22 protein-coding genes and 1 pseudogene are annotated in these 13,743 nt (G+C 39.5%); 11 read left to right on the plus strand and 12 right to left on the minus strand.

Annotation, left to right across the window (positions count from 1 at the left end; translation table 11 throughout):
• The first annotated feature begins 117 nt into the window (after positions 1-117).
• From NY607_RS00860 to NY607_RS00875, 4 genes are all read left to right on the plus strand, one after another.
• Positions 118-714, plus strand: a complete 597-nt coding sequence (locus NY607_RS00860) for a TetR/AcrR family transcriptional regulator C-terminal domain-containing protein (protein WP_131519969.1) — start codon at positions 118-120, stop codon at positions 712-714.
• A gap of 18 nt (positions 715-732) precedes the next feature.
• Positions 733-1,440, plus strand: coding sequence for a DNA alkylation repair protein (locus NY607_RS00865; protein WP_131519968.1), 708 nt, complete (start codon positions 733-735; stop codon positions 1,438-1,440).
• A gap of 141 nt (positions 1,441-1,581) precedes the next feature.
• Complete coding sequence (locus NY607_RS00870; RefSeq protein ID WP_131519967.1) at positions 1,582-2,073, plus strand: DUF2975 domain-containing protein; 492 nt, start codon at positions 1,582-1,584, stop codon at positions 2,071-2,073.
• A 129-nt stretch (positions 2,074-2,202) separates the two neighbouring features.
• Positions 2,203-2,814 (plus strand): copper amine oxidase N-terminal domain-containing protein, encoded by a 612-nt coding sequence (locus NY607_RS00875; protein ID WP_259418937.1) that lies wholly within the window; start codon positions 2,203-2,205, stop codon positions 2,812-2,814.
• Between the two features lie 44 nt (positions 2,815-2,858).
• On the opposite strand, the pseudogene NY607_RS00880 reads toward NY607_RS00875, so the two are convergent.
• Both NY607_RS00880 and NY607_RS00885 read right to left on the minus strand, forming a co-directional pair.
• Positions 2,859-3,144 (minus strand): annotated as a pseudogene (locus NY607_RS00880) (hypothetical protein).
• A gap of 106 nt (positions 3,145-3,250) precedes the next feature.
• Positions 3,251-4,027 carry an N-acetylmuramoyl-L-alanine amidase gene (locus NY607_RS00885; RefSeq protein WP_259418938.1) on the minus strand — a complete coding sequence of 259 codons (777 nt, stop codon included), beginning with the start codon at positions 4,025-4,027 and terminating at the stop codon, positions 3,251-3,253.
• A gap of 359 nt (positions 4,028-4,386) precedes the next feature.
• Here NY607_RS00885 and NY607_RS00890 point away from each other — a divergent pair, with 359 nt between their 5' ends.
• The gene (locus NY607_RS00890; protein ID WP_259418939.1) at positions 4,387-5,307 is read left to right on the plus strand and encodes an aminoglycoside phosphotransferase family protein; all 921 of its coding nucleotides are present in this window, start codon (positions 4,387-4,389) and stop codon (positions 5,305-5,307) included.
• Here NY607_RS00890 and NY607_RS00895 read toward each other — a convergent pair.
• From NY607_RS00895 to NY607_RS00910, 4 genes are all read right to left on the minus strand, one after another.
• Entirely contained in the window at positions 5,293-6,102 is an 810-nt protein-coding gene (locus NY607_RS00895) for a DnaD domain protein (RefSeq protein WP_259418940.1), read from the minus strand. The genes NY607_RS00890 and NY607_RS00895 overlap by 15 nt on opposite strands.
• A 257-nt stretch (positions 6,103-6,359) precedes the next feature.
• Positions 6,360-6,779, minus strand: a complete 420-nt coding sequence (locus tag NY607_RS00900) for a hypothetical protein (protein WP_131519963.1) — start codon at positions 6,777-6,779, stop codon at positions 6,360-6,362.
• 106 nt (positions 6,780-6,885) lie between these two features.
• Positions 6,886-7,194 carry a hypothetical protein gene (locus NY607_RS00905; protein WP_004228634.1) on the minus strand — a complete coding sequence of 103 codons (309 nt, stop codon included), beginning with the start codon at positions 7,192-7,194 and terminating at the stop codon, positions 6,886-6,888.
• Between the two features lie 703 nt (positions 7,195-7,897).
• Positions 7,898-8,182, minus strand: a complete 285-nt coding sequence (locus tag NY607_RS00910) for a DUF5316 domain-containing protein (RefSeq protein WP_048393866.1) — start codon at positions 8,180-8,182, stop codon at positions 7,898-7,900.
• Positions 8,183-8,298: 116 nt separating this feature from the next.
• On the opposite strand from NY607_RS00910, the gene NY607_RS00915 reads away from it, so the two are divergent.
• The 3 genes from NY607_RS00915 to csaA all read left to right on the plus strand — a co-directional run bounded on the left by NY607_RS00915 (position 8,299) and on the right by csaA (position 9,315).
• On the plus strand, positions 8,299-8,640 hold the full coding sequence (locus NY607_RS00915) for a DUF7668 domain-containing protein (protein ID WP_131519962.1): 342 nt from the start codon (positions 8,299-8,301) through the stop codon (positions 8,638-8,640).
• Positions 8,641-8,717: 77 nt separating this feature from the next.
• Entirely contained in the window at positions 8,718-8,894 is a 177-nt protein-coding gene (locus tag NY607_RS00920) for a hypothetical protein (RefSeq protein ID WP_004228639.1), read from the plus strand.
• 88 nt (positions 8,895-8,982) lie between these two features.
• Positions 8,983-9,315, plus strand: coding sequence for a chaperone CsaA (gene csaA / locus NY607_RS00925; protein WP_004228641.1), 333 nt, complete (start codon positions 8,983-8,985; stop codon positions 9,313-9,315).
• 12 nt (positions 9,316-9,327) lie between these two features.
• Here the strand turns inward: csaA and NY607_RS00930 are convergent, their stop codons facing one another.
• Complete coding sequence (locus NY607_RS00930; protein WP_259418942.1) at positions 9,328-10,209, minus strand: AraC family transcriptional regulator; 882 nt, start codon at positions 10,207-10,209, stop codon at positions 9,328-9,330.
• A gap of 296 nt (positions 10,210-10,505) precedes the next feature.
• On the opposite strand from NY607_RS00930, the gene NY607_RS00935 reads away from it, so the two are divergent.
• Together NY607_RS00935 and NY607_RS00940 are read left to right on the plus strand one after the other, a co-directional pair.
• Positions 10,506-10,853 (plus strand): hypothetical protein, encoded by a 348-nt coding sequence (locus tag NY607_RS00935; protein ID WP_237900542.1) that lies wholly within the window; start codon positions 10,506-10,508, stop codon positions 10,851-10,853.
• Positions 10,854-11,075 carry a hypothetical protein gene (locus NY607_RS00940; protein ID WP_259418943.1) on the plus strand — a complete coding sequence of 74 codons (222 nt, stop codon included), beginning with the start codon at positions 10,854-10,856 and terminating at the stop codon, positions 11,073-11,075.
• 37 nt (positions 11,076-11,112) lie between these two features.
• Here NY607_RS00940 and NY607_RS00945 read toward each other — a convergent pair whose 3' ends face one another.
• From NY607_RS00945 to NY607_RS00955, 3 genes are all read right to left on the minus strand, one after another.
• Complete coding sequence (locus tag NY607_RS00945) at positions 11,113-11,670, minus strand: isochorismatase family protein (RefSeq protein ID WP_259418944.1); 558 nt, start codon at positions 11,668-11,670, stop codon at positions 11,113-11,115.
• Between the two features lie 64 nt (positions 11,671-11,734).
• Positions 11,735-12,373, minus strand: coding sequence for an O-methyltransferase (locus NY607_RS00950; protein WP_048393874.1), 639 nt, complete (start codon positions 12,371-12,373; stop codon positions 11,735-11,737).
• On the minus strand, positions 12,357-12,686 hold the full coding sequence (locus NY607_RS00955) for a hypothetical protein (protein WP_237900533.1): 330 nt from the start codon (positions 12,684-12,686) through the stop codon (positions 12,357-12,359). The genes NY607_RS00950 and NY607_RS00955 overlap by 17 nt, the downstream gene beginning before the upstream one ends.
• Before the next feature lie 150 nt (positions 12,687-12,836).
• On the opposite strand from NY607_RS00955, the gene NY607_RS00960 reads away from it, so the two are divergent.
• Positions 12,837-13,037 carry a hypothetical protein gene (locus tag NY607_RS00960; RefSeq protein WP_016993987.1) on the plus strand — a complete coding sequence of 67 codons (201 nt, stop codon included), beginning with the start codon at positions 12,837-12,839 and terminating at the stop codon, positions 13,035-13,037.
• A 197-nt stretch (positions 13,038-13,234) separates the two neighbouring features.
• Here the strand turns inward: NY607_RS00960 and NY607_RS00965 are convergent, their stop codons facing one another.
• Entirely contained in the window at positions 13,235-13,390 is a 156-nt protein-coding gene (locus NY607_RS00965) for a hypothetical protein (protein ID WP_016993988.1), read from the minus strand.
• Positions 13,391-13,556: 166 nt separating this feature from the next.
• Positions 13,557-13,733 (minus strand): hypothetical protein, encoded by a 177-nt coding sequence (locus NY607_RS00970; RefSeq protein WP_250783381.1) that lies wholly within the window; start codon positions 13,731-13,733, stop codon positions 13,557-13,559.
• Between the last annotated feature and the right edge of the window lie 10 nt (positions 13,734-13,743).

A 13,743-nucleotide genomic window follows, 5' to 3' on the forward strand; every position in this document is an offset into this window, starting at 1 on the left:
CTTTCCAATTAGAACTGACTATACTGTATATCAAGAAAGGAAGAGCAAGATATAGACAGATAACGTGATCTGTATAAATTCAGACAAAAATGCAAAATTGTAAAAAAGGTGATCTGTATGAAAAAAAGTGAAAAAACAAAAAGGCAATTAGCCAGTGTCTTAAAAGAATTAATGGTACTCAAGCCATTAGAAAAGATATCCATACAGGAAGTCATGGAGAAAGCACAATTAAATCGACAGACGTTTTACTATCACTTTGAGGATATTTATGATTTATTGAAGTGGACACTAGAGCGAGAGGCAATTGAGTTACTGGATGATTATAAGGATGAAAGCCTTTGGCAAGAAGGCTATCGAGATATATTATTGTACTTAGAAAAAAATCGAGCGTTTGCACTAAATGCTATTAACTCCATGGGCCATGAGCATTTTAATCGCTTTTTTCATCAAGAAATATATAGCATTATTGAAGACTTTGTGAAGCAAATTGCGGAAATGTGTCAAGAGGTAGAGAAAAAATATATGAGTTTTGTGACCCATTTTTTCACTGTATCCATTACGGCTGTTACCATTAGCTGGCTACAGGGCGAGCTTGATTTTTCCGTTGAAGAGCTTATTCAAATGGTGGATCGGTTCTTAAGCGACCACTTAGAAGGAACTAAAACGCTATATGGTGTAAATAATACTAGCTGTCTCAAGGCAATCGATATTTAAAGAAAAGGAAGTGCTATTATGAATGCTGAATTAGTGATGCAGGAGCTAGAGGCTCTTGGCAAAGAACGGACGAAAAAAATGTATATGTCAAATGGCGCCCATGAGCCGTTATTTGGTGTGGCAACAGGTGCCATGAAGCCTATTGCGAAGAAAATTAAAATAGATCAGAGTCTTGCAGAAGAGCTTTATGCTACGGGCAACTATGATGCGATGTACTTTGCTGGCATCATAGCAGATCCAAAAGCCATGACTGTGGAAGATTTTAATCGATGGATGGAGGCAGCTTATTTTTATATGCTGTCGGATTATGTAGTAGCGGTTACTTTAGCAGAGGCACCGATTGCTCAGGAGGTGGCGGATGCGTGGATTGCCAGTGGTGAGGAACTGAAAATGTCTGCGGGCTGGAGCTGCTATTGCTGGCTATTAGGGAATCGCAAGGATAGCGAATTTTCCGAGAGCAAGCTGGCTAACATGCTGGATGTCGTGAAAAATACCATCCACGACGTACCCGAACGTACAAAATCGGCCATGAATAATTTTTTATACACAGTGGCTATTTCCTATGTGCCGCTCCACGAACAAGCAGTAGCAACCGCACAAGCGATTGGTCCTGTAGAAATGAAGCGAGACAACAAGAAAAGCACACAGCTAAATGCTTATGAAACAATTCAAAAGGAAATAGAGCGAGGCAGAATTGGCTTTAAACGTAAATATGTAAGATGTTAATCATCCCACTTAAAAGGCATCTATCCTATAAGGATAGATGTCTTTTAAAACGAAAAAATCAATGAATAGCAATATGTTTTTATTGAAAAACGATAAATTTTATTTTAAAATCAATATACCATTACCAGTGAGGTGTTTTGTATGAAACATAAAAAGGGCTCAACCATTTTCCTAAAGAGTGTGATTATGCTGCTAGGTATCCCTGTATTAGCTTTAGGACTATTTTGGCTACCTGGGATAGCCAGTAGAGATGCAGCGGCACATCCCGAATCCTCCTATTTGTCTTATCTTTTTTTACTCTATGTGTATGCACTATGCATTCCCTATTACACGGCGTTGTATCAGGCCTATCGCCTCTTAACGAACATCGACCAGCATAAAGCGTTCTCCAAATCATCTGTACGGGCTTTGAGAACGATCAAAAATTGTGCTCTCACTATTGTAGCCGGCCTTGCGCTAGGTATTGCATCAATTATGATAATGTTTACTGGCCAGGAAGATATTACAGGAATTATTACGCTGACACTTATCAGCATCTTTGTAACCAGTACGATTGCAACCTTGGCAGCCGTTCTGCATCGACTGCTCCAAAAAGCCATTGATCTCCAAAACGAAAATCAATTAACCGTATAACAAAATGGCACTACCAATCTTGACTGGTAGTGCCTTTTAATGGGTTAAAACTAATTTCCTATAAAAACATATCAAAATTCTCTTTTCAATAGTATAATAATTACATATTTTGACAATTGGAGGATTTATATGAAGAAATTGGTTTTGTTGATGGCGATGCTTACATTATTTTTCACCACAGCCTCTATTGCGAGCGCACATCCAGGGCGTTTAGATAACAATGGCGGTCACAACTGTTCTGACAAATCAAAGGCTAAAGGGCTTTGTTCTGGCTATCATTATCATAATGGCAATGGTGGCAATAATGATGCAGGGTCTTCTTCAGGCGGTCAAAGTTATTCTACGCCAGCCCCTAAAGCAACGGTAGCACCTGTATTAACGAAGGTTGCTGTCTATTTAAATGACGTGAAGCAAAATTATACGCCTAGCGCTTATATGAAAAATGGCACAACCTTAGTGCCAATGAAGGCAATCTTTGAATCTCTTGGGGCATCGGTTAGCTATGATAATGCAACGAAAAAAGTAACGGCAACAAAGGACAGTAAAAAAATTGTGATTGGTGTGGGGAATAAAACGGCTTATGTTGATACAAATGGTTCTGCATCAACAATCACACTCAGCCATCCTGCTGAAATATATCAAGGTACAACAATGGTGCCTTTACGCTTTGTCAGTCAAGCACTTGGCGCAAATGTAACATTTGATGAGGCAGCACTTGTTGTTTATATCTCAACTAAATAATGGACAAGTCTTAAGCAGTATGCTCCTACAAGGTGCTGCTTTTTTTATTGTTTCTTAAAGTTAAAATCATACTTCTTGTTGATTTTACCAGCAATCGTTTCTAGAAACAAAGCCACTGTCATATTCTCGACTTCATTTGTATACCATGCTAGCTTTGCACCATAGTTCTTTTTATTATAATTCACTTCTAATGGCCAGAAATTTTTTTGTTTTATACGTATAATCAAATTTTACATAGAGTTGCTTACCATCGGGACATTCCATCACCACCTGGTATAATGGATTTTTTCTTTCTTGTTCAAATTTTACTTTTCTTATTTTAGTTAACATCAAAACCCCTCCTCTCTTCTACTACATTCGACAAAATTTTGAAAAAACCTTTATTCAATGAAAAAGGATAAAGCTCGTGATGACATAGGAGCTTTATCCTACACAATTAGTTGGCTATAAATTTGTCGTAATAGCGTTTCAGCATGGTCGCCATTTGCTCTCTTGTTAAGGCGCCTGCTGGATTCATGTTCTTACTTCCATCGCCTCGGATAATGCCTTCGCTAATAGCCCACTCCCAAGCCTCTTTATGGGCTGCTCCCACTTCTCTGCTTGTTTGTAAACTAGCTTTTTCAGCTAGTAAGCTTTTCAACGTTTCTATTTCTTGTTTTAGCTCATTATATTGTGACACTGTTAATCCCTCCTCAAGCCCATTTTTAATATCTTGCTGGAACTGTGCTTCTGTAATCCCCATACTTTTTAAATAGTCAAAAGGATCTTTGTGCGTAGTGCCTCCTAGATTTTTTGCAATCCATCGATGTGACTTAATGCCGTTGCCGCTACCATCTAAAACAGTGGGAATCCCTGCCTCTATCGCAAGCTTACGTAACAGCCAAATATAAGCCGCATAGTCCTTTTTAAATTGTTCCTTATCAGCAGTCCGTGCCAATTCCACCTGGGCATAGCTATACGGATTTCCCTTTGGTCCACAGCCATATTGCACGCGATTGACTGGGGCTACTTGTACGATTCTTCCACCACCGCCTACCCAGTGAGAAACAAAGGCATTGGCTTTATTTCGATTCATATAGGCAATTTCGTTTTCCAATGCATTTGGACCTGTATTGCTGCCATTACCTGATTCATGCGCCACAACGTATTTGACTGCCGTTAGCGCTTGATTCGGTAGCCCTGACATCATCTGTTTTTCAATAACATAACTCATGTTGCACCGTCCTTTCCTATTATTTTTAGCGACTGATGCTATTGTTATTCTTTTCTTCCTTTTGGGTTTTTTAGGGTAAACAACAGATAATTAGAGGTTCCTTTTGTGGCTTATTAGCTTCTTTTCGCGCTTAAGGCTATCACCTCTCTTTCCTCGAAGCTATGAAGTGTGAATGTCACAAGGACATCCACTTACTATTAGTAAATGCGTGCACAAAAGTGTTTTCTAGTTAGTTGTGCTCTTTTACTATTTTTTCATTATGATTTTATAACCTCTTTTCTCGCTTCCAAGCATTGACAAAGTATTATTTTCTGTAGTATTTTAGTTCTTCTAAAATATTGAAAGCGAGGAAAGAAAGTGTGCAGGCAGTAGAGATTATTCGTCAAATACCAAGCTTACACGGCTTTACACAGCTAGTGAAAATTAACAAAGGCTATTCACCTGATAGCAAGTATCTGGTAACAGTTGGTGAAACGCGCTATTTGGTGCGCTTGTCAGATCTAGCACATCATGACAAACGTGCAGTAGAGTTTTCCTTGCTCCAAGAGTTAGCAAAGCAGGGTGTAAGAACACATAAAGCCGTTAACTATACCTTGTTTCAGGAAGCCAATGTATCCGCAATGGTCGTTAGCTTTTTAGAAGAAACACCAGCAGATGAAATTATTCAGGAACTTTCTGACTCTGAGCAATTCCACCTTGGTCTTGCGGCGGGGAAAGAATTGAGAAAAATACATCAAGTGAGCCCTCCGCAAATAATTCATTGGGAGACAACACAGCTCAAAAAGTTTTCTACCTATTTGAAGGCATACCAACAAGATGCCTATCAACTTCCACAAGAAGCTAAACTATTGCACTTTATTGAAACGCACTTACCGCTATTAAAGCAACGCCCCATCACCCTGCTTCATGATGATTTTCATCTTGGTCATATTATTTGTAAAGGACATACTTACAATAGGGTGATAGATTTTAATGGCTATGATGTGGGCGATCCTTATCATGACTTTTATAATCTTGCCTTGTTTAGTAGACGACAAAGTATCCCCTATTGTATTGGGCAGATTGATGGCTATTTTTCATCTGCACCAGACGATATGTTTTGGCGTTTATATGCTCTCTATGCAGCCATGACTGTCTTTTCAACCATTGTTTGGACTCGTCACTATGACCCACGCTCCTTTGATGATGCGTTGGAAAGAATTCACATGATTTTACAGGATCATGATAACTTTTCATCGATTAAGCCTATATGGTATGCGGAGAATTTATTCACTCCGTAAGAGGGCTAAAATTTTTTGTCGTTCTGCTGCAAAATCAATTGTTGGCCGAGATTCTTGTTCCTGATCACGCTGCTGAAACCACTGCGGAATGATTTTCCGTCTTCTGGCTTTAGAATGTGATGACACTTGCTGCTTGCGGGCTTGAAAACGCTGCTGGTCGATAGCAATATCTGCAAGACTCTTTATGTTCTGATTGCACCAATTTTGTAAGATGCTCTCGACATACCGCCAGCGTAAAACATTATGCACCACCGCTAGCTTCATCGCATAGATGACCATGTCCTCTGAAAAAATAGTGAGCCAATGACGAATTTTACTAGCAATATAGGCTGTTTGTGTGCCAAAGCCTTGTTGCACATAAAAGTGGTAGGCAGTGTTAGTAGACTCCTTATCATCTTTATCTTTTAGTAATTGATTATTTAGTAAATTATTATTTAGTAGTGTGGGCTTTTCCGTCGATGGTACGACCGTTGACGAATTTCCCGTTGACGGTATAGCAGCACGTTTTGATGCTTCATAGACGAAAAATTCTACCCTACCGTACTTGCCGTCTTTTCCTCGTTCCTGTACTTTTTGAAGATAGCCCGCCTCTATGAGTTCGTCCAAAATTTTGGCTGTCGCTTCCCGCCCACATTTACTACGTATTGCTAAATCTGCAAGACTAAATGACCAATCATCTGGCAAAGACAGCATATAGGCAAGCAGACCCTTTGCTTTCCAGCTTAATTGCTCATCCTTTAAAAAGGCTTTATCCAAAACCACATAATTCTCCTTTTTGGCTACTCGATAAATCATGACGATCCCTCTTTCCATCTAATGTCCTTTCTAACTAGATAAAGAAAATTTTTAAAAATGGGACATAAAAAAAGAACATGCCATGAAGCATGCTCTTTTAAGAACAAGTGAAAGATGGTAGAAAGAATGAATTTTGTAACGTCCCCTCTTAAAAAGAAGGTGAATAATGTTTTTATTCATGTCCGAGATTTACGTCAATCAGCAGAGATCTGTAATGGAAAATGAAAGCAGAAGCAAACAATTGCTTCTGCTGTTTGTTATTCGTAAAGCTCTTTATAGACAATGACTTTTAAAGCCGCAATCTCTTCATCGGATAATTTGCCTTCCACCATTTTCAGGGCTTCTTCCTGCGTCATCGAGCCGTCCTGCAATTTTACACGCAAGTCGTTCAAATCGGTAATGCCCACTTTTTGAATTAAGACTTTCGTTGCCTCTTCTTTAGTCGTAAACGGTAATGTACTGCTATCGACCGTTTTCGCCTCTTCCATATAGGCTTTTAATTGTGGATCATTTTCAATGGTATTTTTGATTTCTTCCTTTTGTCCGCTATTTTCTAATTCTGTCGACAAGGTATCTACAATTTTTTCAGAGGCAAATTTTGTGCCGAAATGTAGTACACCATACCCCACTACACCAACAAATATAGCAATTACCACTAGAAATTTAATCAATCTCAACTACGCTCACTCCTTTATACACGTTCATCATACTATATGGAGCGGTTGTTGAGAAACAATTCTCCCTAGAAATTATGTAAAAAAACCCCATCTATGAAGATGAGGCTTATTTAACGTATTTCAAATACTTCCGCACAAATTCAACAATGTAGAGAACTTCCTCTTCCGTCATCGTTAGCAGCTTGCAAACACGTTGTAGTCTAGCCGGTAATGCTAACTGCTGACGCACCTGATGAATATACATATATTTGCATTTCCGCGGATTTACTTTGTCTCGTATTTGCTTATATCGTAGGTATGCATAGCGGGCAAAGGCGTTGAGCATCTCCCGCTCCTGCTCATCACGCTCCCTCTTTTTAGCAGCCTCATCAATGATGTCCGTGTCAAATATCTGTGTACCATCTGTTAATTGCATAGTACCACCTCTCTATTGCAAATGTACTCCTCTCTATTAAATGCAACAAAAAAAGCCACACCTAGGGTAGATGTGACACTTTTTATGATTTTTATATGTAACGATTGGTGGATAGCCTGTAAAATGTGGTGGATTGAATGCTCATTTTGATGGATAGAATCGCTTAGAATGGATTGCTCATTCATATCGGTGGATTGAATCGCTTAGAATGGATGCTCATTCAAATCGGTGGTTTGAATGCTAAATGTGACGGATACAATGTCTAATCTGACGGTTACATCGCTCATTTTCATGGATAGAATCGCTTAGAATGGATTGCTCATTCATATCGGTGGATAGAATGCTAAATGTGACGGATACAATGTCTAATCTGACGGATACAACGCTCATTTTGATGGATAGAATCGCTTAGAATGGATTGCTCATTCATATCGGTGGATTGAATGCTAATTTTGACGGATACAATGTCTAATCTGACGGATACAACGCTCATTTTGATGGATAGAATCGCTTAGAATGGGTTGCTCATTCAAATCAGTGGATAGAATGCTAATTTTGACGGATACAATGTCTAATCTGACGGATACAACTCTTATTTTGACCGATTGAAACGCTTAGAATGGGTTGCTCATTCAAATCGGTGGATTGAATGCTAAATGAGTTGAATACAATACTTATTCTAAATTGATTGCTGCTATTAGCTTCATAGATAATACACAAAGATTGCTACGATAATGTTTGGTATGGCTAATAGTAACGCATTATTCATGAGAAGATTGCGTTCGTTTCTGTCTTCATTGGTTTCTGTTGCGAAATTGGCGCGCATTCGATCTCCGCTTGCGATGGCTCCTGACAATAACATGGCAGAAACGATGAAAATTCCACCGAGTAGCCCTGAAAGCAAATGGGCTTTCTCTGTACCCCATATGAGAATGGAGCATATAACACCTAGAATGGACAAGATGGTGCCAATGCCTATATACTTCATTTTCAGCTCCCCTTCGTTTATTATACGGCTAACCGCTCTTTTTCGTTTCAATAAATCCCTATTTACCTATACAAAATTTTTCCTTTTCCAGTAAAATAACTATAAGGAGGGAGGCTATGCAAATGAAAGACAAAATAGAAGCATTAACAAAAATGACCTTAGATGATTTAGTACATAATAGATACGAGAAACTTCAACAGGAGAAGATATTAACAGAGGATACTGCTATATTTCTGCAGGAGGTTTTCGCCTTGCAAGGTATCTTAACATGGCCGCTGGATGAAGCTTCCGTAGCTATTGATGTGTATGAAATGAATGACCAAAGTTGTTTTACAACAGAAATTCGCTATTTATGGTTTGATGATGAAGAAAGTGCTGTGGTTCTTTTTTGCAAGGCCTATACAAATGCAGATCAAACGGAGATCACTGCTTTCATGATTGATACGGTTGATGCCTAGTATAGTATCCGCGCCAAACGTTCATAGTAAGTATGGTGTGAAACTCACGCCGAATCATACGACGGAGGGATCAATTTATGAATGGAATTCGTGAAGGTTTAATCCCCACTATACTCGGGTCAGCTGTTACGGCGGCAGGCTATGCAATGAAGCAAAAACATGGCTCTAACAAAATGGTGGCCAATACGATTTTTGGCTTCGGATTAGCACACATTGTGTTAGGTGCGATTGACCTGGTAGAGCATCGTCGTTAACGAGAGAAGGGCACGCTATGTGCTCTTCTTTTTTGTATTTTTTTCTATTAAATGCTAACATTGTCATAAAAGCTTAAGGAGTACAGTGATGGCGACAATAGAAGATTTTATAGCACTTGATATACGAATCGGCACGGTATTAGAGGCTGAGGAACTGCCAAAGGCTCGGGTTCCTGCGATTAAAATGAAAATTGATTTTGGTGAAGAATTGGGCATTAAACAGTCTTCCGCACAAATTACGAAGCGTTATACACCCGAAGTCATCATTGGGAAGCAAGTAGTGGCGATTGTTAATTTCCCGCCACGTCGCGTTGCGGGTTTTAAGTCAGAGGTATTAGTCATTGGTGGTGTACCTGTGGAAGGAGATGTAATCCTGTTAACGCCCGATCAGCAGCTGCCCAATGGAACGAAAATACAGTAAAAGCCTCTCGCATTATGCAAGAGGCTTCTTTTTCTGAAGTGGTATCCAGATTTCACTTGTAAAGGTTGGTGAGGAAAAATCCGTGCTTGTATGGCGCACGATTTCTGGACCAGCAACCTGTTCATAGCCAGATGATGGGAACCACTCCGCATAAATGCGCCCCCATGTTTCCTGCAGTGTTTGTGGGAATGGTCCAACCGCTTGAAAGACAGCCCACGTACAAGCGGGTACATCCAACTGTGAAAAATGGTGAGACGTTTCGGTTGTGGCTACGCCGATATAATGATCAAGCTCGCCCTTTTCCTCCATTCTGTCCTCAGAAAAGTTTGTGGAGGCTTGGATGATTCCTGTTGGTTCTACATTCGACAGCTTTTTTAGGTGCCCAATATCCTCCATTGTTAACGCACGTGCCATTTCAGTTATCGCTTGATTTTCTCCTTGAAAGACGATAGGTACTCTTTTCATAAGACCCACGATGTGAAACGCTTCTTTTTGTTCGAGTCGGTAATTCATTTCACAACCTCCTTGTATGGTAAGTTGGAAGGTCATTCGTGGAAACGCTTTTAGGTGCTGACCATTTTGCCTCGCCTCCGATGGTGTGATGCCATGCATTTGCTGAAAGGCTCTTGTAAATGCATCTGCAGAGCGATAGCCATAACGAATCGCGATATCGAGAATTCTCATAGTTGAATCTGATAGTTCCAGTGCGGCAAGCGTCAGACGCCTACGACGAATATACTCTGATAGCGAGATGCCTGCTAGAAAGGAAAACATACGTTTAAAATGGTATTCCGAGCAATAAGCTAATCTCGCAGCTTCTTGCACTTCAATTTCCTCTGTTAGATTGGCCTCGATATACGTAATCGCCTCATTCAACCTTGTTAAAGAATCCACTTCTATCACCTTCCTTATCTTTACTTTAGCAGGAATAGTAGCCTTCCATCCGACAATTGGTGCCCCATTTAGTCGCCTTCCAAAAAATAATCTATTGAACAGGCAGATAACTAGCTTTTGAAGCTACTTTCACATACATATAATAGTGTAAAGCTAATTTTAGCCTTACACCTCCTGACTTGATACTTAGGGTCACTGCTCGCACAGTGGCCCTATGAAAAAAAAGATTCTTGTGTCGCCTCATAATTTCCGTTACAATATTTGTAAAAACAGTCTATTGAGCTGGAGGCAGCAACATGGATCGTCTTTTCCAGTGGTACAAGTATTTAAAATACATACTCATTCCTATAATTATTTTAAAATACTTTCGTGGTGAGGGTGTATCGAATGTGCATCCTCTAATCATTCTTGAATATGCTCTCCTATTTGGAGTGAGCTTTTTACTCATTATTCTACAGGATTTTTTCGCCATTCGTAAAAAAACAAAATTCCTACTGCGCCTCCTCATACTGATTATTTTACTGTTTTTGGCTATAACCGCCATTGTCTATCAAGCGATTATGTCTATTATTTTTTCAACCCTACTACTAGGCGTGTTAGGTACGGTACTTTATTTACATAGCAATGATGAAGGAGAACAATAAATGGTACATGAAAGCAATAGTAAGCGATTACTTTTAATCATCGGTTGGGTCAATGTGATAGCTGCTCTTCTCCTATTCCAAGCTTTTTGTGGGCTCATGGCTATCTGTATGGGGTTTGTACTTAAAAAGGATTATCAAGCACCAACCCATGGGCTGGTTTTGATAGTAGTTGGTATCTTCAGTACTGTTATAGGTTGGTTGCTCAATCACTTCTATATGTAAAAATGACCAAGAGCCTAGATTCTTGGTCATTTTTTAATTAGCGATAACTATTATGTGTTGGTTCAAATAATGCTTCGTCGGCGTTTCGTACAAGTGAGAAATGATCCACATTATAATGGCCATGTAGGATGTCGTTATGGTGTGCAACCGTATCTTCTGGTGATAAGTAGTCGGAACCATTTGTTGAATGGCCATCTCCCACTAAAGTGACATCAAAGCCCTGTATAGTTGCTGCTCTAACTGCTGTATCCACGCAATGCTCGGTTTTGCAGCCCATCATCACCAAATGTTCTATCTCATTGGCCTGTAAATAATCGAGTAAGCCCGTCTTATAAAAAGCGTTTGTAGCCAGTTTATCAAAATAAACAGCGGTAGTAGGTACTTGTATCGCTTGATGTACCTGAAAGCCTTCCCCTTCTCCACCCGCTACATCCTGATCACGCACAAAGATAATATGTGCCTCTGCCTCAATAGCTTTTTGAATAACAGCATTGATGGTTTTAAGCAATTCATCCTTGCCATAGACGGCTTGTTCATCCTGATTTCCCTCGATTAATTCTTGCTGTGCATCAATGACCACCAGTGCTTGCTTCAAAAGCATCTCTCCCTTATCGTTTGCTAACAAGATTTTACCATTAATAGTTAATTTCTGATATGCATTATTTTATAACTTTTGAAACCGTCATACCATCCCCAATGGGTAAAAGAATCGAATCCAGCTGCGGATGATTAGCCACTGTGACATTGAACTTTTTCATGATGGCTGTATAGCGCTTGGGTGTCGCCATAGGGTCTGCTACACTGCCTCCTGCTAGGACATTATCTGTCACAATGAATGCACCAGGGCTTGCTAGCTGTATGCAATAGGCTAAATAATTTTCATAGTTATCCTTATCAGCATCAATGAAGAAAAAATCAAAACACTGTCCCGTTGCCACAAGCTTTTCAAGGCTATCCAATGCAGGACCTGTCATATACGTTACCTGCTCGGCAAAGCCTGCCTTGGCAAGATTTTTGGCGGCAAGCTGTGCATATTTATCCTCTAACTCTAGGGATGTCAGTTTGCCTTTCCCTTCCATTCCTCTCGCCAGACAAATACCACTATAGCCGCCAAGAGCACCAATTTCTAAAATAGCCTTTGACCTAGTAATCGATACAAGCATCGTCAACAGCTTTCCTGATGATCGAGAGACAGAAATAGCAGGCATACCATTTTCGGCAATAGAGGACAGGACATCCTCTAATAGGGCATCGTCCTGATAAAATACCTCATCTATATAGTTATTCATTTGTTTCATGTGCGTTATCTTCCTCTTGTAGACTGACGTCGGTTTCATTTTCTTGAATATCAAACAACTGGCAAAATTCTTGGATAACCAGATCGATGGCTTTTAATTCACCGACTAAAATTTGCTGAATCGATTGAAATTCTGGCTGTTCTAATTGCTGTTTAATGGTAGCTCGCTTCACATGCAGCATCTCTAAAAATGAAATCGCTTTGCCGCGTCGGAACGTTTTTGCTCCTCGCTGTGGCGCGCCTTCCATTCCTCTGTGGCGTCCTCCACGGTGATGTCCCTCTCTCATATGCTCTCTAAATCCAGATCCTCTCATTTCTAAAACACTCCTTTTGTATACATTTGTATACATTAATTTAAACTGATTGTATACAAATGTATACAAATTGTCAATTAAACATAATGCTTTCATGCTTCAACATATGTTAGACAGTAGGGTAAACGTATCGAAATGGAGGTAAGATGAGTGAAAAGGGTTATAAAATATGTGTTGGGCATCGGTACATTATTGATACTGTCAGGCATATTTTTGATTGGAGCACAATCTCACTATAATCAGAAGGAAATTAAAATTGCCAGTAAGCTATGTCTTGAAAATGGCGGACAGCCTACTATCATCCGCGATTATTTGGCTTTGAATTACTCCTTTTCATGTCAGAAGAACTGAGGTAGTACATATATGGATAGTGAACTGAGTTGCTAGAAAATCGAGTAAATTTCATCTATCTTTCAGGCAAATGGCTAGCTAACAAGATTTCTTTTACATACAAATAGTAGTGTAAAGCAAATCTAGCCTTTCCACAGCTCTCCTGTTTTGAGGTCACTTTCCTTGGAAGGTGGCCTTTTTTGGCATGAAAAAAGACGTCATGTCGACGTCTTTAATGTTTGATCGATATCCTCAATCAACCTATCCACTTGTTCCTTTGTTATCTTGATGACATATAATTCTGTCGTTTCGATTCCATCAAGGCTTGTTAGGTGTTTAGGATATTGATAGTTATTTGATATCTCCTTGTCCATACAATCACCTCTTCAATAGATATATTCGACATAAAGTATAGCAAACCTTCTATAAAAAGGAAAATAACAGTATATTTTTTCACTAAAATAGCCATCATTTGGACGATTTAGGATAAAAAAAGGTTAAAGTCATAAGTCCATTTAGACTATCCTTATGTAAAAGTGCTTATTGCTTACCAAATTTCGCAATTTTTTTGAGGTAGAATGACCCGATGAAAACAATGATAACTCCATAGACTTTCAGCAGCACATTTCTCACAGGTGCCTCTTCTATGGTTGTACTGAGATAGGCACATCCTACGACAATGATTGTCATCCCGATGATGGCATGAATATATTTCACCATAGCTCCC

This window comes from Lysinibacillus sp. A4, from assembly GCF_024919535.1.
In the GTDB taxonomy this organism is placed as follows: Bacteria; Bacillota; Bacilli; order Bacillales_A; family Planococcaceae; genus Lysinibacillus; species Lysinibacillus capsici.

Excerpts from the sequence above, each read along its gene's own strand:
- NY607_RS00870 (WP_131519967.1), top strand. The coding sequence starts at position 1,582 with ATGAAACATAAAAAGGGCTCAACCATTTTCCTAAAGAGTGTGATTATG.
- NY607_RS00895 (WP_259418940.1), bottom strand. The coding sequence starts at position 6,102 with ATGATTTATCGAGTAGCCAAAAAGGAGAATTATGTGGTTTTGGATAAA.
- NY607_RS00865 (WP_131519968.1), top strand. The coding sequence starts at position 733 with ATGAATGCTGAATTAGTGATGCAGGAGCTAGAGGCTCTTGGCAAAGAA.
- NY607_RS00965 (WP_016993988.1), bottom strand. The coding sequence starts at position 13,390 with ATGGACAAGGAGATATCAAATAACTATCAATATCCTAAACACCTAACA.
- NY607_RS00915 (WP_131519962.1), top strand. The coding sequence starts at position 8,299 with ATGCAAATGAAAGACAAAATAGAAGCATTAACAAAAATGACCTTAGAT.
- NY607_RS00885 (WP_259418938.1), bottom strand. The coding sequence starts at position 4,027 with ATGAGTTATGTTATTGAAAAACAGATGATGTCAGGGCTACCGAATCAA.
- NY607_RS00875 (WP_259418937.1), top strand. The coding sequence starts at position 2,203 with ATGAAGAAATTGGTTTTGTTGATGGCGATGCTTACATTATTTTTCACC.
- NY607_RS00860 (WP_131519969.1), top strand. The coding sequence starts at position 118 with ATGAAAAAAAGTGAAAAAACAAAAAGGCAATTAGCCAGTGTCTTAAAA.
- NY607_RS00905 (WP_004228634.1), bottom strand. The coding sequence starts at position 7,194 with ATGCAATTAACAGATGGTACACAGATATTTGACACGGACATCATTGAT.
- NY607_RS00950 (WP_048393874.1), bottom strand. The coding sequence starts at position 12,373 with ATGAAACAAATGAATAACTATATAGATGAGGTATTTTATCAGGACGAT.
- NY607_RS00935 (WP_237900542.1), top strand. The coding sequence starts at position 10,506 with ATGGATCGTCTTTTCCAGTGGTACAAGTATTTAAAATACATACTCATT.
- NY607_RS00910 (WP_048393866.1), bottom strand. The coding sequence starts at position 8,182 with ATGAAGTATATAGGCATTGGCACCATCTTGTCCATTCTAGGTGTTATA.
- csaA (WP_004228641.1), top strand. The coding sequence starts at position 8,983 with ATGGCGACAATAGAAGATTTTATAGCACTTGATATACGAATCGGCACG.
- NY607_RS00920 (WP_004228639.1), top strand. The coding sequence starts at position 8,718 with ATGAATGGAATTCGTGAAGGTTTAATCCCCACTATACTCGGGTCAGCT.
- NY607_RS00940 (WP_259418943.1), top strand. The coding sequence starts at position 10,854 with ATGGTACATGAAAGCAATAGTAAGCGATTACTTTTAATCATCGGTTGG.
- NY607_RS00955 (WP_237900533.1), bottom strand. The coding sequence starts at position 12,686 with ATGAGAGGATCTGGATTTAGAGAGCATATGAGAGAGGGACATCACCGT.